Source organism: Virgibacillus sp. L01 (genome assembly GCF_052246775.1).
In the GTDB taxonomy this organism is placed as follows: domain Bacteria; phylum Bacillota; class Bacilli; order Bacillales; family Amphibacillaceae; genus Lentibacillus.
This window is the reverse complement of record NZ_JBQQCP010000002.1, coordinates 202850-220469: the sequence shown is the minus strand read 5'-3', so window position 1 is coordinate 220469 and position 17620 is coordinate 202850. Positions and strand designations below refer to the sequence as shown.

At 38.9% G+C, this 17620-nt stretch carries 21 protein-coding genes; 10 read left to right on the top strand and 11 right to left on the bottom strand.

Translation table 11 applies throughout. The features are described from left to right. The first annotated feature begins 446 nt into the window (after positions 1–446). Entirely contained in the window at positions 447–638 is a 192-nt protein-coding gene (gene yppF, locus ACTWQM_RS06160; protein WP_342453589.1) for a YppF family protein, read from the top strand. 191 nt (positions 639–829) lie between these two features. Further along, complete coding sequence (locus tag ACTWQM_RS06155; RefSeq protein WP_443257306.1) at positions 830–1696, top strand: SDR family oxidoreductase; 867 nt, start codon at positions 830–832, stop codon at positions 1694–1696. A 328-nt stretch (positions 1697–2024) separates the two neighbouring features. Here the strand turns inward: ACTWQM_RS06155 and ACTWQM_RS06150 are convergent, their stop codons facing one another. The 4 genes from ACTWQM_RS06150 to ACTWQM_RS06135 all read right to left on the bottom strand — a co-directional run bounded on the left by ACTWQM_RS06150 (position 2025) and on the right by ACTWQM_RS06135 (position 6798). Continuing rightward, positions 2025–3524, bottom strand: a complete 1500-nt coding sequence (locus ACTWQM_RS06150; protein ID WP_443257305.1) for an alpha-amylase family glycosyl hydrolase — start codon at positions 3522–3524, stop codon at positions 2025–2027. A gap of 219 nt (positions 3525–3743) precedes the next feature. Continuing rightward, positions 3744–4748: an NAD(P)/FAD-dependent oxidoreductase gene (locus ACTWQM_RS06145; protein ID WP_443257304.1), complete on the bottom strand. Its 1005-nt coding sequence runs from the start codon at positions 4746–4748 to the stop codon at positions 3744–3746. Positions 4749–4765: 17 nt separating this feature from the next. Beyond that, entirely contained in the window at positions 4766–5782 is a 1017-nt protein-coding gene (locus ACTWQM_RS06140) for a FecCD family ABC transporter permease (RefSeq protein ID WP_443257303.1), read from the bottom strand. Then, positions 5782–6798: a FecCD family ABC transporter permease gene (locus ACTWQM_RS06135; protein WP_443257302.1), complete on the bottom strand. Its 1017-nt coding sequence runs from the start codon at positions 6796–6798 to the stop codon at positions 5782–5784. Before ACTWQM_RS06135 ends, ACTWQM_RS06140 begins: the two co-directional genes overlap by 1 nt. Positions 6799–6950: 152 nt before the next feature. Here ACTWQM_RS06135 and ACTWQM_RS06130 point away from each other — a divergent pair, with 152 nt between their 5' ends. After that, positions 6951–7916 carry an iron-hydroxamate ABC transporter substrate-binding protein gene (locus tag ACTWQM_RS06130; RefSeq protein ID WP_443257301.1) on the top strand — a complete coding sequence of 322 codons (966 nt, stop codon included), beginning with the start codon at positions 6951–6953 and terminating at the stop codon, positions 7914–7916. A 336-nt stretch (positions 7917–8252) separates the two neighbouring features. Here the strand turns inward: ACTWQM_RS06130 and ACTWQM_RS06125 are convergent, their stop codons facing one another. After that, positions 8253–8618: a YisL family protein gene (locus ACTWQM_RS06125; RefSeq protein ID WP_443257300.1), complete on the bottom strand. Its 366-nt coding sequence runs from the start codon at positions 8616–8618 to the stop codon at positions 8253–8255. Between the two features lie 160 nt (positions 8619–8778). Here ACTWQM_RS06125 and ACTWQM_RS06120 point away from each other — a divergent pair, with 160 nt between their 5' ends. Then, the gene (locus ACTWQM_RS06120) at positions 8779–9975 is read left to right on the top strand and encodes an ornithine--oxo-acid transaminase (RefSeq protein WP_443257299.1); all 1197 of its coding nucleotides are present in this window, start codon (positions 8779–8781) and stop codon (positions 9973–9975) included. Between the two features lie 37 nt (positions 9976–10012). On the opposite strand, the gene ACTWQM_RS06115 is transcribed toward ACTWQM_RS06120, so the two are convergent. Further along, a complete protein-coding gene (locus tag ACTWQM_RS06115; RefSeq protein WP_443257298.1) occupies positions 10013–11200 on the bottom strand; it encodes a DUF418 domain-containing protein in 1188 nt (395 codons plus the stop codon). A gap of 109 nt (positions 11201–11309) precedes the next feature. On the opposite strand from ACTWQM_RS06115, the gene ACTWQM_RS06110 reads away from it, so the two are divergent. The 6 genes from ACTWQM_RS06110 to ACTWQM_RS06085 all read left to right on the top strand — a co-directional run bounded on the left by ACTWQM_RS06110 (position 11310) and on the right by ACTWQM_RS06085 (position 13336). Next, complete coding sequence (locus tag ACTWQM_RS06110; protein WP_443257297.1) at positions 11310–11525, top strand: spore germination protein; 216 nt, start codon at positions 11310–11312, stop codon at positions 11523–11525. Positions 11526–11538: 13 nt separating this feature from the next. Next, the gene (locus ACTWQM_RS06105) at positions 11539–11745 is read left to right on the top strand and encodes a spore germination protein GerPB (RefSeq protein WP_443257296.1); all 207 of its coding nucleotides are present in this window, start codon (positions 11539–11541) and stop codon (positions 11743–11745) included. A gap of 65 nt (positions 11746–11810) precedes the next feature. After that, the gene (gerPC, locus tag ACTWQM_RS06100; RefSeq protein ID WP_443257295.1) at positions 11811–12362 is read left to right on the top strand and encodes a spore germination protein GerPC; all 552 of its coding nucleotides are present in this window, start codon (positions 11811–11813) and stop codon (positions 12360–12362) included. Next, complete coding sequence (locus tag ACTWQM_RS06095) at positions 12359–12532, top strand: spore gernimation protein GerPD (RefSeq protein ID WP_443257294.1); 174 nt, start codon at positions 12359–12361, stop codon at positions 12530–12532. The genes gerPC and ACTWQM_RS06095 overlap by 4 nt, the downstream gene beginning before the upstream one ends. Before the next feature lie 12 nt (positions 12533–12544). Further along, positions 12545–12922, top strand: a complete 378-nt coding sequence (locus ACTWQM_RS06090; protein WP_443257293.1) for a spore germination protein GerPE — start codon at positions 12545–12547, stop codon at positions 12920–12922. Positions 12923–13117: 195 nt separating this feature from the next. Next, positions 13118–13336 (top strand): spore germination protein, encoded by a 219-nt coding sequence (locus tag ACTWQM_RS06085; RefSeq protein ID WP_443257292.1) that lies wholly within the window; start codon positions 13118–13120, stop codon positions 13334–13336. Positions 13337–13538: 202 nt separating this feature from the next. Here ACTWQM_RS06085 and ACTWQM_RS06080 read toward each other — a convergent pair whose 3' ends face one another. The 5 genes from ACTWQM_RS06080 to ACTWQM_RS06060 all read right to left on the bottom strand — a co-directional run bounded on the left by ACTWQM_RS06080 (position 13539) and on the right by ACTWQM_RS06060 (position 17475). Then, positions 13539–14096 carry a hypothetical protein gene (locus tag ACTWQM_RS06080; RefSeq protein ID WP_443257291.1) on the bottom strand — a complete coding sequence of 186 codons (558 nt, stop codon included), beginning with the start codon at positions 14094–14096 and terminating at the stop codon, positions 13539–13541. Positions 14097–14099: 3 nt separating this feature from the next. After that, the gene (locus ACTWQM_RS06075; RefSeq protein WP_443257290.1) at positions 14100–14735 is read right to left on the bottom strand and encodes an SCO family protein; all 636 of its coding nucleotides are present in this window, start codon (positions 14733–14735) and stop codon (positions 14100–14102) included. A gap of 427 nt (positions 14736–15162) precedes the next feature. After that, the gene (locus ACTWQM_RS06070) at positions 15163–16842 is read right to left on the bottom strand and encodes a cbb3-type cytochrome c oxidase subunit I (protein ID WP_443257289.1); all 1680 of its coding nucleotides are present in this window, start codon (positions 16840–16842) and stop codon (positions 15163–15165) included. A gap of 15 nt (positions 16843–16857) precedes the next feature. Continuing rightward, on the bottom strand, positions 16858–17319 hold the full coding sequence (locus tag ACTWQM_RS06065) for a cytochrome c oxidase subunit II (RefSeq protein WP_443257288.1): 462 nt from the start codon (positions 17317–17319) through the stop codon (positions 16858–16860). 12 nt (positions 17320–17331) lie between these two features. After that, a complete protein-coding gene (locus ACTWQM_RS06060) occupies positions 17332–17475 on the bottom strand; it encodes a cytochrome c oxidase subunit 2A (protein WP_092493631.1) in 144 nt (47 codons plus the stop codon). Between the last annotated feature and the right edge of the window lie 145 nt (positions 17476–17620).

The following is a 17620-nucleotide window of genomic DNA, read 5'->3' as shown; positions in this document are numbered from 1 at the left end:
ATTTTCTGCTATTAGCGGAACGAGGATCCGTCTCACCCTTCCTAGAGCACCTTTTCGGCTATTTAACGGAACGAGGATCCGCTTCGATAGTTTGGCGGATCCTCAGTTGCAATACTTCATCCTATCCTGCCAGTTTAAGTACAAACATACCATAAAACAGAAAAACTCATTTATTAGTACTATTTTTACCGCCCGTAGCGACCCCGGACGGCGGGACGAGAGTTTATAGAGTAGAGATCATTCTGGCAGTTACTTCGCAGTTTATATCAAATATGTACCGTTGATCTAAGTCAACTCAAGTAGTGTATCTACAGCTTTTCTTATTCCTTCAAAGGTTATGCGTTCATATTCCGCTCGAAAGTTGAATTAATTAGCATTATATAAATACCTCCAGCATATATTTCTAATAGGACAACCTTAAGCGAATTTTTTTATGGAGGGTTTATATGAGTATGAGTATTTTTGAACTAATAACGATTTTTGAAACGGACCGAAATCAGCCACCCGATTCCATTAACGCCCTTTTGGATTTCTACCAGCAAAAATACATCCACAGTGAAATTGACATAAATGAGTATCGAAAAATATATTACTATTTGCATAGACAAGGCGCTATCTCAGCTCATGAATACGCCTGAACAAAACAATTAGTCCTCCAATAGAGGGCTCTTTTTTAGCAGTTAAAAACCATAAATTCTTTCTTACTGTATAAGTGTAACTAAGGCTTATCTATATTAAGGTTTGGCGATAAGCCACGTTTTCTAATGATTTAAATTATAACTTCCGGGGAATGGATAAAACATCAATAATCATTCCAGGAGGAGATAAAATGGTTAAACAAAACGAAAGGCAAACACCACCACCCCAACATCAATCCAAGCAACCTGGCATAGAGTCGAAAATGCACCCCGAGCCGGAATATATAAGTAAAGACTATAAACCAAGCAACAAATTAAAAGGCAAAACTGCCATTGTTACCGGTGGTGACAGCGGAATCGGCCGTGCAATCAGTATACATTATGCAAAAGAAGGTGCAGACGTCGCGATTGTCTATCTTAATGAACATGAAGATGCAAAAGAAACACAGCGATTAGTTGAACAGGAAAATCATAAATGCTTGCTGATTAATGGTGATATTGGTAACCAGCCATTTTGTGAAGCAGCAGTTACAGAAGTACTTGAGACGTTTCCGAAGATAGATATCCTTGTAAACAATGCAGCTGAACAACATCCGCAAGATACATTCTCGGACATCTCAAGTGACCAGCTTGAACGAACATTTCGAACGAATGTTTACGGAACGTTTTTTATGACGAAAGCAGCATTACAAAATATGCACGAGGGCAGTGTAATTATCAATACTTCATCGATCACAGCCTATCAAGGAAATGAAAATCTAATTGATTATTCAGCTACAAAAGGGGCCATTACTTCCTTTACACGCTCATTGTCACAATCATTGGTGGATAAAGGGATACGTGTAAACGCAGTAGCACCAGGACCAATTTGGACTCCGTTGATTCCTTCTACTTTCAGCGCTGAAAAAGTTGATACTTTTGGCGGGAGTACGCCGATGAAGCGCCCTGGAGAGCCAAAGGAATTAGCACCAGCATATGTTTATCTCGCAAGTAATGATGCAAGCTATGTGACAGGACAAGTAATTCATATAAATGGCGGGATGATTGTTAACGGGTAAAGGTAAGAGCCGTTTGACCGTTAAATCACACAGAACCTTTATTTCAATAAAACAGTGCTTTTACATGGACAAGCGGACACAGAAGCCCTTATTATACATATATCATGGTTATTTAAATGTATTTGTGTATAATAAGGTCCTTGGTGTCCGCAAACACCACCATTTTCGTGAATTTTTGCTAAATAAGGTCCCTGGTGTCCGCTCCTCAAATTTGCTATTTTAAAAATAATTTTCGTTATAGATGGTGACTGCGCATTTAGCAGCCATGGTGGTTTCTTATCTGCTAAAAATGACCATCAATTATGTACAAAATTGATGGTCATTACACTTACGCTTCAGTTTCTTCTCTTTTTTTCTGCTTACTGCTTAATAGGATGACACCTAAGACGAATAATAGAAAAATGCCTATAACTGTTCCAATGAATGTCCAATTTAGTCCTGTATTATTCTGTTCAATGTAAACTTCGGCGGTTTCACGGGCAAGACCAATCTTGAATTCACCTTTTTCATTTTCCCTGACAAGGTTATCACCAAGCAGCCCTTTTAACTGTATGTTGGAGTCAATTCCATCAATAGATATAGCTTGTGATTCTGTATCATTGTTAATGGCGATATAGACCGTTTCACCTTGATACGAGCGCTTCATCAGACTCATAGCACCGCTTGAATCCAATAGCTCATAATCCCCTTTTTGGAGTACAGGAAATTGTGAACGAAGTGCTGCTATCCTATTAATAAACTTTTTTAAATCTTCATTTCCACTGTTAAATTGGACCATCTGTTGGCTATCCGGAAATTCACCACCACTCATCGGAATTTCAGACCCTTGATAAATCATTGGCGTTCCTGGTGCAGTGTATAAGTAGGTTAAAGCTAACTTCCATGTCGTTAACGGGTTCCGGCCGTTTTTAAGCAGCTTTTGCGTAAACCGCTCCGTATATTTATTATCCAAATAGGTTAGATTCTCACTTTTGCCACTGTCTACCCAAGCATCATAAAGGGGTGAAACAGGCTCTCCCGCATTTGCAAAAGTTTCTGTCATGGGTTGATATAACGAATGATTCTCCACCATATCAATTTGGGTATCTTCTTTAATATTGCCTGTATAATCTTCGACGTTCAAAATGTCACCAAGCATGTAAAAGTTCGGGTTTTGCTCATTAATGTGAGCTGTTAATTCTTTCAAAAAGGATTTATTTGTATAATCAGCTGCATGAAATTTATACCCATCAATATTGGCTTCTTCAATCCAGTAATCTGCAGCATCTATCAGGAACTCTTGTACTTCCGGATTCGATTGGTCCAGTACAGCAGTCTTATCAAGCCACTGGTATGATTGAACATTATTATTCTCTTTCAGCCAGCCACTTTTACTTGGGTCCTCTGTCATGGAATGTGTCGATGAAACATAGTTTGTTACAAACTCCATTACTACTTTCATGTCAAGTTCATGAGCTTCTTTTACTAGTTCTTTTAGTTCTTCCATTGTACCAAACTGGTCATCAACTTTATAAAAGTCTTCAATCCAATAACCATGATACCCACCAGGTGCGTTTTCCATAATTGGCGACAAGACTATCGTGGTATACCCTGATTCTTTTAAAGAACCAAGTTTCGCAGTTACGCCTTGTAAATCTCCCCCATGATAAGCAAGGGGATCATCCAAATTAACCTGTTCACCTGCTGAAGGGTCACCGTTATTGAAGCGATCAACTAACAGATTATAAATAATCTCACTATGTATGGTTTCTTTTTCCGCCGCTTCTGCCGGGGTAGTTATCCCGAGCGAAAAAGAAATAATTATAAGTGTTACTAGCAAATGTTTCATCACTGTACTCCTTTTGGAAAACTTGGCTTATTGTTAAATGGATTCTTATGAAAGCGTATTTCACCTAACTGCTTAGTTGCATTTATGCAGTAAGAAAGGATTTATACTTTCTTATCTGCCAGAAAAATAATAGTTAATACCTTCCTATTATTAACCTTTTTCAAAAATAGTCAATAAATACTATAATATTGTCGAAAATCCTTCATATTTTAGAGAAATTCACTCCGAAAAGTCATAGGTTGTGGAAAATAAGTGAGATAGTTCTTCCTCTGGGTGTATATGCAATTTTGCGCTGTTTACTGCAATTGGCCCTTCGTTAAAACCGCCAGCGATCAATTGAAGTTTGTGTTGATAGTTGGCTATATCACCGACTGCGAACATACCTGGGATTGATGTCTCCATCTCACCATTTACTTTAATGGTGCCACCTTCCATATCCATCCCCCAGTCTGCAATAGGTCCAAGGTTAATTTCGAATCCATGATTTACGATTAATGCATCGATTTCTAGCTCTTCCACTTCGCTTGTTTGCAGGTTTTTAACGAATGCGCTTGTAATTTGTCCCTCATCCCCTACTAACTTATTGACGGAATAAGGAGTCTTAACATTTACCGATGAGTTCTTCATCTTCGTAATATTACTTTCAATTCCAGTAAAAGCTGTTTTGCGGTAAACCAATGTGACCTGATCTGCCACAGATTCCAGTTCATTTGCCCAGTCGACCGCGGAATTTCCTCCACCAGACAGGAGTACACGTTTTCCACGATAGCTTTCCAGGCGCTTTATCGAATAATCCAGGCTCTTTCCTTCAAATTGACGTGCATTCGGTAACTCCAATTTCGTTGATTTAAGCGTCCCAAAACCTGTTGCTACGATAATCGTTCGTGTATAGTGTTTTGCACCATTGTCACTTGTAAGGATAAACGTGCCGTCATAACGTTTTTCTGCATGTAAGCATTGTTCTCCTAAAACAATAGTCGGATTAAACGTCATCGCCTGTTCAATCAATTGATCGGTCAGCTTTTCACCGGAAATGTTCGCTATACCTCCAATATCCCTTATTACCTTTTCGGGATAAAAATAAGGAACTTTTCCACCTAAAAATGGCAGGTATTCAATTATTTTTGTTTTCATCTCACGCATGCCGCTATAAAAGGCAGTGAACAGGCCTACAGGTCCTCCGCCAATAATCGTAACGTCATAAATCTCGTGTTGTTCGGACATAAAAAAACCTCCCAGGCTTACTTGGTTTTAGCTAAAAGATATACAAAATAAGGTGTACTAAGGACAGCCACAACAACTCCAGCAGGTATTTCTGTTGGCGTTAACAGATTTTTGCCGATTGTATCTGAAACCATTAACAAAAGTGCACCAATTAAGGCGGAAATTGGAATAATGTATTGATGCAACGGCCCTATTATCCTACGCGCAATATGTGGTACAACTAGTCCCAGAAAGGCAATTGCACCACCAGCAGCAACACTGGCTCCAGCTAAAGCAACTGCTATTAGCAGTAGCAGACGTCTATCCCCTTCAACTTTAGACCCTAATCCGGCAGCCACATCATCACCCAGGTTTAAGACATTGAGTACGTTTGCCTTGTGGAGTGCATATGGAACGAGTATAAGAATCCATGGCAAGAGGGCTAACACAAATAACCAATTAGCGCTCCATATATCACCGGAAAGCCAAACAGTTGCCTGTCTGAAGTCCTGTGGGTTCATTTTCAGCTGAAATATAATTAACGCTGCACTGAATCCTGCATTAACACCTATCCCCACAAGTATCAGCCGTATTGGGTTAACACCATTTTTCCAGGCTAATGTATATACTAGAAATGCCGCAAATAAGGCTCCAACTAACGCAAATAGTGGCATTATAAAAATGGAAACCGTTGAATTTAATGAATCTTGTATAAAAAATATAAATAATACGACCGCAAGTCCTGCTCCCGTATTAATTCCTAGAATGCCAGGGTCAGCCAGGTCATTTTGGGTGACTCCCTGCAGAATTACACCAGATACCGCAAGTCCTGAGCCAATCAGTAATGCTAATATAATCCCTGGTAATCGAAAGTCAAACAGCACAAGACCTTGTCTCTGGGTCCCTTGCCCAATTATCGTCTTTACTACATCTAATGGCGCTATATTAATAACACCAGTACTAAGGCTGATAAAAAACATAGTGATAATTAATACAATTAATAACGCTATAATACCAATAAATCGACCTGTTTTCTTTTGATAAATCGGGTTCATTATTTTCCACCCCCACTACTGCCACGGGCTAGATATAAAAAGAATGGTACACCAATCAGTGAAGTTATCGCACCAACTGGCGTTTCATACGGAGCATTGATCAGCCGTGAGACGATGTCTGATAAAACCAGCAGAAGTGCACCAAATAATGCCGATGAAGGAATAATCCAGCGATAGTCCGTGCCCATAATAAATCGGGACATATGAGGGATGATCAGACCCATAAAACCAATGGCACCAGCTACAGACACCGCTGCTCCAGTTAAAATCAGTACGGTTAGTATGCCGAGCACTTTAATCACTATATTATTTTGTCCAAGTCCTACTGCAATATCTTCACCAAGGTTAAGTACTGTAATTGATTTCGCTATCATAAAAGCAATAAATATTCCGATAGCGCCGGATATCAGCAAAATCTGAATAGAGCTCCAGTTTGTTCCTGCAAGTCCCCCGGCAAGCCAAAAGCCTAATTGCTTTTCAAGTTGAAAATGAAGTGCAATTATAGTTGAAACCGAACTTAACAGTGTCCCAATTGCAACACCTGCCAACGCCAGTTTAACCGGGGTCAAGCCACCCGTTGAAAAAGAACCGACCATAAACACCAGCACAACTGCAATACCAGCACCAGCAAACGAAGCCATCGTTAAACCAAGGCTGGAAACACCTGGAATAAATGCCATTGTTAATACAAGAGCAAATGCAGCTCCATTGGTAACCCCCATGATTGAAGGTGAAGCTAACGGATTACGGGTCATACCCTGCATTACGGCACCTGATACAGCTAAAAATGCACCAACAAGTGCTGCAGCAACTGCTCGCGGAAGCCTCAATTCCTGAATGACCTGATGGGATGTTATATCTCTATCAAAGTTAATAACCGCCTGCCAAACAGTTGATAGATTTATTTCTACGGCCCCATAAGCAATTGATAGTCCCATTGCAAGTAATAATGCTATTATGGTTAAGATATTGATTATTATTTTTAAGAATGACGAATGCTGAATAGTAGATAACATGATTTTCTCCTGCAATTACAAATTATTTCCTAATGTAAAAGTATAAGCCTTCAATCTTCCCACTGCAATGACAAAAATTTAATTGACATTACAATTGAAAATGATTATCATTTACAATAGGAACTTATTATAACATAAGAGGAGACATACATATGTTTAAAACTAAAAAATTCCGGCTAATCGTGGCGTTTTTTGCATTGGTCTTGCTACTGCTCACTGCAGCATGTGGCAATGATAATTCAGATTCAAGCACAGATGGTGGCAATCAGGAGAGCGGTCAGAAATCCGAGGTAACGGTAGACAGTAAGATGGGTGAAGTTACCCTCCCAACTGATGCCGAACGGATTATTGCCCCCTATCATGAAGACACATTAATCGCACTTGGAGTTACTCCGGTAGCAAAATGGGCAATCGGACAAAGCATCCAGGATTACCTGGAATATGAACTAAAGGATCTTCCAAAAATCGAATGGAATCTTCCACTTGAACAGGTATTAAATCAGAACCCTGATCTAATCATACTGGAACATGGTATCGACAGTTATGAAGGATCATATGAAGATTATCAAAAAATCGCCCCAACTTATGTCATGAAAAAAGAAACCACAACAAGCTGGCGTAAGCAAATAGAAAAGTTTGGTAAAATTCTCGGCAAAGAAGATAAGGCCGATGAAGTCTTAAATCAATATAAAGAAAAGGTAGCAAAAGCAAAAGAAACATTAAGCGGTGCAATTGGTGACGAAACTGTTGCAGCGATTTGGGCAACAGGAAATCAGTTTTTTGTATTTGAAGAAGATCGCCATAGTGCAGAAGTACTTTATTCAGAATTAGGGATTAATTCACCAGAACTCATCAAGAATCTTGGAGAGGCCCAAACACAATGGAATCCACTTTCACTTGAGAAGCTTTCCGAATTAAAAGCTGATCACGTTTTCCTGCTTGCATCAGAAGGTGAACAAGGAATCGATACATTGAAAAACAGTGATGTCTGGCAAAGTACCCCAGCAGCTGAAAATGACAATGTATATATTTTGAATGACCCAAGTAACTGGACTAATAAAGGATTAATCGCTTCCGAAAAAACAATCGATGACCTGCTTAAAGCGCTAACGAAATAACTACTCACCAATACAATCGAATCTAACAAGCTAAAAGTGTCATTATTTATTAAATTAAATATGACACTTTTTTGCGTGGGTATTCGATTGTAGTGATGAACAGACACAGTTATATCGATATGATTGGGGAAATGTGACAGCTTGAGCCGGGATATTGTGAACTTGAGCCGACTTTGTGACAGCTTGAGCCAAAAAATTGTGAACTTGAGCCGATTTTGTTACAGCTTGAGCCAAAAAATTGTGAACTTGAGCCGATTTTGTTACAGCTTGAGCCAAATGGCTAAAAACCTACTAAAAAAGGACCTCTCCACATTGGAAAAGTCCTTTCTTGATCACTTATGGTAAAAATCCGAATCCCAGTCGTCCAAAGCCTAAAATTAATGTGAGAATAATTGCAATAGCCAGCTGAATCCACCAGCTTTTCGTTGCTTCTTCTCTTCCCATTTTCAAGCTGATCATTTCCATGGCAAAAATAGCCCATATTCCCGCAAGTCCTTTAAAGATAGCTTCTCCCATTTGCGGACCGCTGAAATATGCTGCGAGCAGCGTACCACCTGAATAAAGTATTAATAAATAGTCCAGACGCAGTATCATTTGTACTATTTTTGCACCTTTTGCCTTGCCTGATTTATGTAGTAAAACCACTACAACAAATAGAATAAATGCTAAGACCCATGCGGTAACGTGTAGATGTGTATTCATTTATGTCCCTCCTATGCATTAATACATAATAAAACTATCATATCATGTACCACAAAGAAATTCATTTGAAAATTATTTGAACATCCTAAACTAGAAGTAAAATAGATTAAAAACTGTTATACTATAATATGTAATCGAGATTTATAATCGGAGGGATAGTATGGTACAAAACAGTCAGCAAATAATTGATCAGACACAGGAGTACGGCGCTAAAAATTACCACCCGCTTCCTGTTGTCATATCAAAAGCGGAAGGCGTTTGGGTTGAAGATCCAGAAGGCAACCGCTATATGGATATGCTAAGTGCATATTCAGCAGTTAACCAGGGTCACCGGCACCCAAAAATCATTGATGCATTAAAAAAACAGGCAGACCAAGTGACACTAACCTCACGAGCTTTTCATAATGATCAGTTAGGTCCATGGTATGAAAAGATTTGCAAATTAACCAACAAAGAAATGACACTCCCAATGAATACTGGTGCTGAAGCTGTCGAGACAGCTATCAAAACAGCACGCCGCTGGGCTTATGATGTTAAAGATGTTCCTGAAGGCCAGGCAGAAATAATTGCATGTGAAGGTAACTTCCACGGGCGTACGATGGCAGCGATTTCGTTATCTTCCGATGCAGAAAACAAGCGGGGATTTGGCCCAATGCTTCCAGGAATAAAGGTCATTCCATATGGGGATATTGACGCTTTGAAGGAAGCTATTAATGAAAATACTGCAGGCTTCTTATTCGAGCCAATCCAAGGCGAAGCTGGAATTGTCATGCCACCAGAAGGATTCCTTAAGGAAGCATATGAAGTATGCTCAAAAAATAATGTACTATATATTGCTGATGAAATCCAAGCAGGTTTAGGTAGAACCGGGAAAATGTTTGCCTGCGACTGGGAGAATGTATCACCTGATATCCTCATTTTAGGAAAGGCTTTGGGTGGTGGTGTATTCCCTATCTCGTGTGTCGTTGCCAACAAAAACATTCTTGGCGTATTCAACCCGGGTTCACATGGCTCTACGTTTGGCGGTAATCCGCTTGCATGTGCAGTTTCAGTTGCATCTCTCGAAGTATTAGAGGAGGAGAAATTGGCTGACCGCTCATTGGAACTTGGTAATTACATGATGGATGAGCTTAAAACCATTGATAATCCGGTTATAAAAGAAGTACGAGGCAAAGGATTATTTATCGGTGTTGAATTGAATGAGGTGGCCCGCCCATACTGCGAGGCATTGAAAGAAAGAGGCCTTCTATGTAAAGAAACACACGAAAATGTAATCCGATTCGCGCCACCACTTATCATTGAAAAAGATGATTTGAAATGGGCAGTAAACCATATAAAAGATGTTTTAAAAGGCTAAAAATTAGAGGTGCTCCTATCGTAAGAGCACCTCTTTCCTATTCTCCGGAACCTCGCTCTGCTTTTCGCAAAGGCTGTTTTTCTTTATACGTAAGACTGCGCCAGAGCCATTCAAGCGGTCCAAAACGATATCTTGCCAGCCACCATCTACTGCAGATAATTTGCAAACTGAAGACAACTGCAACAATACCCATGGCAACGATTGGCCTTACTGAACCATATAACCCGAAGCCTATTCCATAAAACAATATAAAACAGATAATCGATTGTGTTATGTAATTTGTCAGGGACATCCTGCCCACATAGGTGAACGGTTTTATCAACTTTTTTCCAAAGCTGCTCCGTGCCAGCAATGTTATTGAAGATAAATAAAATAATGCAGATGCTGTTCCGCCAAGATTATCCTGGATGTAGGAGAACCAAACTGGATTTCCGTATAAATATGGACCCATTTTTAATGCTGCAAAAAATAGCAGGCTAATAAACCACACTGTCAGGATTGTTCCTTTGTGTTCGTCTGGCTTGTGCAGCCATCTTTTCCTCGCTATGAACATACCAAATAAAAATAAAGGCAATAATGTTGTTGATAAAAGTAACCACGATAATAATCCGTTTGAATAAAGCCAGTCATTAGCGTTCTGTGTCAATATTACAGCCAAATCACTGCTGCTGTAATTTTCTTTTACTAGATTAATTTTGGAAACATCATAGCCTCCCAATAATGCCCTTAAGTCATATAAAAAACTGGAGTAAAAGTACACACTCATCCCTAGTAACAATGAGCCCCAGATTAATAATGTTTTCTTAGCACGGTTTACAAATGCCACTAAAAATAAACCAACAACCCCGTACGATAACAAAATATCACCATGCCAAATTAAAAAGGCATGGACTAAACCAAAACAAATTAATATAAATAGTCTCCGAAATAAGAATGGATAGACGTCGATACTTTTTTCTACCAAACGTTCCTTCAAAACCTGAAAGCCAAAACCAAATAATATAGAGAAAAGTGTATAAAAGCTAGCCTGAAAGAAAATATCAATAAACACTTGAGTATTCTGATCGATAGCGGATGTCCACGCATCTTCCTCTCCGCCATACATAAAATACGGTGCAGAGAAAGCTCCAATGTTTACGACAAAAATTCCTAAAATTGCGAAACCCCGAGCAGCATCGATCCATGTTAAACGCTCAGATTCCTGCAATGGCGAAACACTATTCATAACACCACCAACCTTCCATTAATTTTTATCATATTATCATTCTATTACTACATCCATTGTTTCACAATTTCAATTAATAACATAAACTAACAATAAAGGAGGATTTACCATGCCCGCAACAGTTGGAGCAGTAAAAGTTTTAAACATGGGTTCCTCGAGCGTCTTTAACATTGGGGACGTTTATTCAATGTGTCCAGTCAGCACTGCAAAAACATATGCTGGTGGCGGATCCTTCAATACCGGTGACGGAACCGACATCATACTTGGAAGCTCAACTACGTATGTACGGGACAAAGATATTGCGGATCAAAATATAGATTCCTAATGGAGTGGTTACAATGATATTCACCATTCATCAATCAATAAACATTCATTTCCTCAAGATAGGTTCGATTTCCAATTCTTCGGTTGTACAAATCGGGAGCACTGGGTGTATTCAGGCGCAATCAGATGTTTACAATACTGGTGGATACACAGAAGCTGCGGAACCAGCAGAACCTGTTGGTGAACCTTCAATTATTCGGTTACAGCAGCCTGATCAATAGCACATCTTTGACTGTTATGCATATATTACTATAGGTCTTTGCCTAGTTGTAAGGAGGGAACTCTTATGAACGACTGGAACAGTTATATGTATAACATATTAAAACGCATGGAGGAACAAGATAGAAAGATCAAATCATTTGAATCAAGACTAGGTCAACTGGAACAAAAGGAAACTAATCCTCAAAATACTATAGAAAAAATTGAATATAACTTTGATCAGTTAAAAATAGAGAACCTCGATGGGACACTTCATATCGGTTTGTCCCCTAATGACTTAAAAGATATTGAAGACCTATCCCTTCCACAAGGAAAAAAACCATTCAAGGAAGAGTTACTATCTGATCTGAATTTATATTTAAACGAAAATGGACCAAACCTAATCAGGACCATTGCTGAGCAGAATAACTTTTCTACTGGTGATACAGACCCAAACATACTTATTCAGGACATGGTAAAGCAATTACCTGAACGAATAGCATTTTATGAAGAAGATTGCAAAAGGAATAACCAAGAATTCTCAGAGGATCAGAAGAAAAGGCATATCGCCCAACAAATTAAGAGTGAAATTCAGCATTCTCTTTATACTTACTTGGAAAGGAATGATCAAAGTCAATGAATATGGAAGTTCATAATTATGATCTGCAAGTCGGAAGTGTACAAATCGATGCAATCTCTGCATCATCTGTCTTTTTAGTCGGAGATAATGAGGAAATAATACTCTCTTCATTTTTCGATACACCACCAGAGGCAGCCATGATAGGTTCTATCGTTCCCTTATCAATATAAGGAATCATAAATATGCAAAAACGAACAGCATCCGTCAATCATATACTAGTTCACGGAATTACATTTAGTGGTATTTTTAACATTGGCGACACGGAAAGCGCACAGCCCAAGTCAAGAGGGATTGCAGTACAAAAAGAAGGTGCAACATTTATCGATGACGAAGGGTTGGATTTTAAAGATTTCTCATTGTTCCATCGTGAAGCAAATTGGCCAACAGTAAATGAATCGATTATTGTTAGAAAAAAAACAATTAACCATACCGATAAAATCCAAGTTGGCAATATATCTGCTCTCGGCGTATCTCAGGCATCAATATTACAAATTGGCAGTATTGAGGAAATATGTGCTGAAGCTAGAATAAAACACTTCCGACAGTATTTACCTGAGTAATCTTGACGTTCATTAAAAAGGGTCTCATGAAAGCGTACTTTGCTTTCTTTGAACCCCCTTATACTTTTGAGTTCACGCTTTAGTTACACTTATGCAGTATGAAACTTTCTTAACCACTGCGTAAAGTCCACACAATAACGCTTGGACTTCAATATGCTATCTTAATATAAATTAATTTACTCTGGAGGAGTTATCATGCCATCAATTGTTGGACCAATAAAAATTAATAGCGTGGGCGGTGGCGTCATAAATTTTGGTGATTCTTTTTATCTGGCACCAAAAAGCACTTCCAAGACAGCTACAGGGGCAGGATCACTTAACACTGGTGACTTCATATGTACCAATAGTGGTCTAAACTCTACAAATCCAGTCGATCCTGATGTGAACGATCAAAACGTAACCGCAAATGCTTAATAATATTAAATGAACTGTCTCCATTTACGGGCAGTTCTTTTTGCTATTGTCTTTTTACTGCATCTGGTTGAAGGTCCACCCAATCTGGTTAAAGCTCCTCCCTATCTGCAGTTTCCACAGAGAAGGTTTAAATCCCAAATTCTAAAAAAATCCCGATTTACCTAACAAAAAAAGCACCCCACTAACAAGAGGTGCTTCAAGTTTATTCAAATTCTGACTGATCAATGAATAATAATTGCAAAACATAAATAAGTAAAAATGCTGCCATTGCGAGCGAGCCCCAGCCAAGTGTTTTTTGCTCCACTTCCAGGTAGTTATTGCATATCTGACTATCTGCTCCGATATACAACAACGCCATTAGGCCAAACATTATAACAAAGAATATATAGATGATATTTCTGCCAGCTTTTCCAAGCTTCATCCAGCTATCACGGAGGGGAATGCCTGCCAAAAACGGTAAACTAATAAATTTGAAAACCTCTACCAACTGAACAGTAATTGCTTCATCCATTGAACGTGGGATCATCCAGTAACTCCAAATAATAATAAATAAGAGAATTCCAGGTACCCCATTACGATTCCATTTTTCAAAAAAACCCGGAAACTTCATCTGAAAAAATCGTGCCATTAGGAGCCCGGATGCTAACAGTAACGGCATTTGCATATGCATATGAATGATCATTATCGATTCCAGTAAATTAGCTACGGGGGGAAGAATCATAAAGACGAACAGCAGTAAACCATAAGTTGCCTGTTTCATCGTTTATTCCCCCTCTTCGCTGTTTAGAATATTTACAACAGTATCAGCAGCTTCATCAATTTTGGTGTAGTCCATCACTTGCTGCAAATGACCCGTTTTCCCAATAAAATAAAAGGCACTGTTATGTGTGAAATCCCCGTTACCATCAGGAATTACAATTACACCCAGTTTTTCCAGCAGTGAATCCAGTTCAGCCTGGTCATTAATCCTGGCCATGCGCCACGTCTCTCCATCGCTGCCGAAATAAGATCTGTATTTCGTTAATGTTGATGGGTCATCCCTTTCAGGATCAAAACTGATACTCAAGAAAACGATGTCCTCACCAATATATTTGCTTGGAATTTGCTCATAAACATCTGCCATGTTCATTTCCAGTTGTGGGCATACAGTTGTACAACTTGTATACATGAAAGTCAAAAACACATAGTTTCCTTTTGCAAATTCATCAAACGCATACGTTCGTTCATGACTATCTTCTAAAGTTACTGGTGGGAATTCAGGCTTATCCTGTAATATTTCGTATGTTCTAGCACTTTCTGCTGTGAAAGCACGGAATCCATCAGTTCCAATATAAAATAAACCAATTCCAAATAAGATTACGAGAATGATAGCTATTAAATTATGTCTGTCTTTGATCATAACCGATCACTTCCCAAGTTTATAGTTTATCCTTAGAGGTTGTTCAAAAAGTCCGGTAAAAATGACGCATCGAATTTCATCGCTAGCTTACTTTTCCGTTCCTTGGAAAAGAAAAGCCCTTTTCCTGCGTGCGATGTAGATTCGGGATAGCTTTCCTTGTGCTCATGTATTAAAAGCATACATTCCGCTACTCAAAGCTACGCTGCTTCGAACTTTCGACGCACAGGACGTGCTAGTGCAGGTGTTGCAACAGGATAAGGAATGCTACCCTGAAATACATCGCACGAAGAAAATTGTCCTATATTTTCGAGGACGTTGCGAAATTAGCCGACCGCGGCCATTTTTATCCTCCTTTTGGAACACGCACTATTAGTTTTACTTTAAAAAGATAGCCCTGATCAGGACTATCTTTTTAGTTTTGTTTCAACTACCATGTTCTGATTGGTGGTGATCCTGGTGGTCCATTTACCACAAAGTCTACAATTGGAACAACATATGCCATAGCAACAACCATAAGCATTAAGATGATCCAAATGCTCCACCGTTCTGTCCACATCGGTGTAGGAGACTCGCTTTCTTCAGTTTCACCAACAGGAAATTCTGTTTCTCCTTTTGGAGCGAAGAACATCATATTAAATACTGCGTAAACTTGAATAATTACACCTAAAAGCAGTAATGTTCCTCCGAATGCCATAACATACTCGTAAGGCACCCAGCTTAATGCTATTTCATGGTCTCCATAAGTAGTGAAAGATGTCCGTCTTGGGTCACCTAACAGTCCAACTAAATGCTGAGAACCTGACATGAAGATCATTCCAACTGTCCAAACGATTGTCTGTATTACACCAAGTCTATTCATTTGAGGTGTTAGCTTACGCTTGGATAAAAACGGTACAAGCCAATAAGTAATTCCAAAGAATGTTAGTACAACTGTTACGCCTACAGTTATATGAAAGTGTCCAACAACCCACATTGTGTTATGAATTACCTGGTTCATCTGGTTACTTGTATTAACAATACCACCAGCTCCTCCAGGGATAAAGGCAATCATTGCGATCATAGGAGCTAGGAAACGAACATCTCCCCACGGCAGTTTTGTAAACCAGCCTAATAACCCTTTACCTCCACGTTTTCTGCCAGCTCTTTCAAACATAGCGAATATGGCGAACGCAGTCATTAATGAAGGAAATGCGATTGATGTACTCATAAACACGTGTAAAAATTTAACTGATTCTGAAATTCCCGGGTCAATAATTTGATGGTGAAATCCACCAGGAATATTTAAAATAACTAATAATATTACTACAACTCGTGCAAGTTTATCACTGAATACTTTGCCGCCGATAATCTTTGGTATTGCTACATACCATGCGGAAATTGCTACAATATACCAAATATTTACCAATGTGTGCCCAAAACTCCAAAATAGTGTTCGGCTAACCATAACGTTAATTGTTTCTTTCCAGCCCAAAGACCAAGGAATTAGAGTGAACACTTCAATTGTGACACCAATACTTCCAAAGAACCAAAGTACGAATACAGCCATTGCGAAGAAAGCATACAGCGGGGTAACTTGACCGCGATGATTTTTTCTCCAGTGATTGTAATTGATGAATGCTCCAAAAGCACATGACCATATGCCTACTACTACAAATACTAATCCGATATAAAAGATAGGTGATGCAGCAAGTGGTGGATAAAAAGTATATAATACAGATGCCTCATTCATTACAATAGTTGCAACTACTAGCACCACTCCTAACAACATAAGACCGAGTCCTATCCAAGCCATTTTCCGTACTTTTGGAAGAAGCCCTTCTAATGTATGGGATAATACTGCATATAAATAGCCAATTGTGAAAGTAGCTGTAAAAACCAAAATTAATAAGATACCATGAGCTGTTAATACTTGATAATAGTTCAGCCATGTTGGCAATTCCAAAAGACCGGCCCTCTGAAGTCCTTGTACTAATCCTAAAACTCCGCCAATAAGCAATGTAATAAAGGCTACTGATAAGTATGATTTCGATATTTTTGCATCCAGAGGATTTACGCCTAATCCTTTATTCGCCTTCTCGCGAAACGTTTCTTTTACTGATTGTTCCATTTGACTTTACCTCCTTTACTTCACCGTGATTGTCGTGGACATAAGTTGGTGCCCAGCACCGCAATATTCATTACATAACACTAGATACTCGCCTGGCTCATCAAAGGTGTGTGTAATCTTCTGGATGTGACCTGGCATTACCATCGCGTTAATATTTGTTCCAGCAACCTGAAATCCATGAACAACATCTTTTGATGTCATCGTAAATGTCACCTCTGCTCCAGCTGGCACTTCAATCTCACTAGGGTTAAAGCCAAATGCTTGTAATGTCATGATAACTTCATATTCATTTTCTCCAACCTTATTTACACCAGGCTCATCAAATGGAGCTGTCTGATCTACTTGCTCAGGATCAATCGTATCCTTATTACTTGGTGGTCCCATACCTAAAGCAAATGTTTGATAACCAACTACTACCATAAATAAAATTAAAATTCCGGCACTTAATCCAAGCCAAATTTCTTCTAAACGATGCATATCATTTCCCTCCTATACTCTGGACATATATAACCAAAAGACTCCTACCCACATAACAACGATGACTCCTAATACAAATAACACGGAAACCATTGTACCTTTTAATGATTTTTCTTCTTTATTTTCGACTGGAGTACTCGTTTTTGCTGCTTCCATCACAAATCCCCCTCCTTGTTAACTATCTTTCTACTACATCTTATTTTTTTAAGGGGTGTTTTGAAGTGAACTAAATCACACACAAATGTGATTTTAGTTACAGGCAGAATTTCGATGAATATTTACGGGAAATTCCAATGAAATT

Coding starts and splice junctions, on each gene's coding strand:
- yppF (WP_342453589.1), top strand. CDS start 447: ATGAGTATGAGTATTTTTGAACTAATAACGATTTTTGAAACGGACCGA.
- ACTWQM_RS06155 (WP_443257306.1), top strand. CDS start 830: ATGGTTAAACAAAACGAAAGGCAAACACCACCACCCCAACATCAATCC.
- ACTWQM_RS06150 (WP_443257305.1), bottom strand. CDS start 3,524: ATGAAACATTTGCTAGTAACACTTATAATTATTTCTTTTTCGCTCGGG.
- ACTWQM_RS06145 (WP_443257304.1), bottom strand. CDS start 4,748: ATGTCCGAACAACACGAGATTTATGACGTTACGATTATTGGCGGAGGA.
- ACTWQM_RS06140 (WP_443257303.1), bottom strand. CDS start 5,782: ATGAACCCGATTTATCAAAAGAAAACAGGTCGATTTATTGGTATTATA.
- ACTWQM_RS06135 (WP_443257302.1), bottom strand. CDS start 6,798: ATGTTATCTACTATTCAGCATTCGTCATTCTTAAAAATAATAATCAAT.
- ACTWQM_RS06130 (WP_443257301.1), top strand. CDS start 6,951: ATGTTTAAAACTAAAAAATTCCGGCTAATCGTGGCGTTTTTTGCATTG.
- ACTWQM_RS06125 (WP_443257300.1), bottom strand. CDS start 8,618: ATGAATACACATCTACACGTTACCGCATGGGTCTTAGCATTTATTCTA.
- ACTWQM_RS06120 (WP_443257299.1), top strand. CDS start 8,779: ATGGTACAAAACAGTCAGCAAATAATTGATCAGACACAGGAGTACGGC.
- ACTWQM_RS06115 (WP_443257298.1), bottom strand. CDS start 11,200: ATGAATAGTGTTTCGCCATTGCAGGAATCTGAGCGTTTAACATGGATC.
- ACTWQM_RS06110 (WP_443257297.1), top strand. CDS start 11,310: ATGCCCGCAACAGTTGGAGCAGTAAAAGTTTTAAACATGGGTTCCTCG.
- ACTWQM_RS06105 (WP_443257296.1), top strand. CDS start 11,539: ATGATATTCACCATTCATCAATCAATAAACATTCATTTCCTCAAGATA.
- gerPC (WP_443257295.1), top strand. CDS start 11,811: ATGAACGACTGGAACAGTTATATGTATAACATATTAAAACGCATGGAG.
- ACTWQM_RS06095 (WP_443257294.1), top strand. CDS start 12,359: ATGAATATGGAAGTTCATAATTATGATCTGCAAGTCGGAAGTGTACAA.
- ACTWQM_RS06090 (WP_443257293.1), top strand. CDS start 12,545: ATGCAAAAACGAACAGCATCCGTCAATCATATACTAGTTCACGGAATT.
- ACTWQM_RS06085 (WP_443257292.1), top strand. CDS start 13,118: ATGCCATCAATTGTTGGACCAATAAAAATTAATAGCGTGGGCGGTGGC.
- ACTWQM_RS06080 (WP_443257291.1), bottom strand. CDS start 14,096: ATGAAACAGGCAACTTATGGTTTACTGCTGTTCGTCTTTATGATTCTT.
- ACTWQM_RS06075 (WP_443257290.1), bottom strand. CDS start 14,735: ATGATCAAAGACAGACATAATTTAATAGCTATCATTCTCGTAATCTTA.
- ACTWQM_RS06070 (WP_443257289.1), bottom strand. CDS start 16,842: ATGGAACAATCAGTAAAAGAAACGTTTCGCGAGAAGGCGAATAAAGGA.
- ACTWQM_RS06065 (WP_443257288.1), bottom strand. CDS start 17,319: ATGCATCGTTTAGAAGAAATTTGGCTTGGATTAAGTGCCGGAATTTTA.
- ACTWQM_RS06060 (WP_092493631.1), bottom strand. CDS start 17,475: ATGGAAGCAGCAAAAACGAGTACTCCAGTCGAAAATAAAGAAGAAAAA.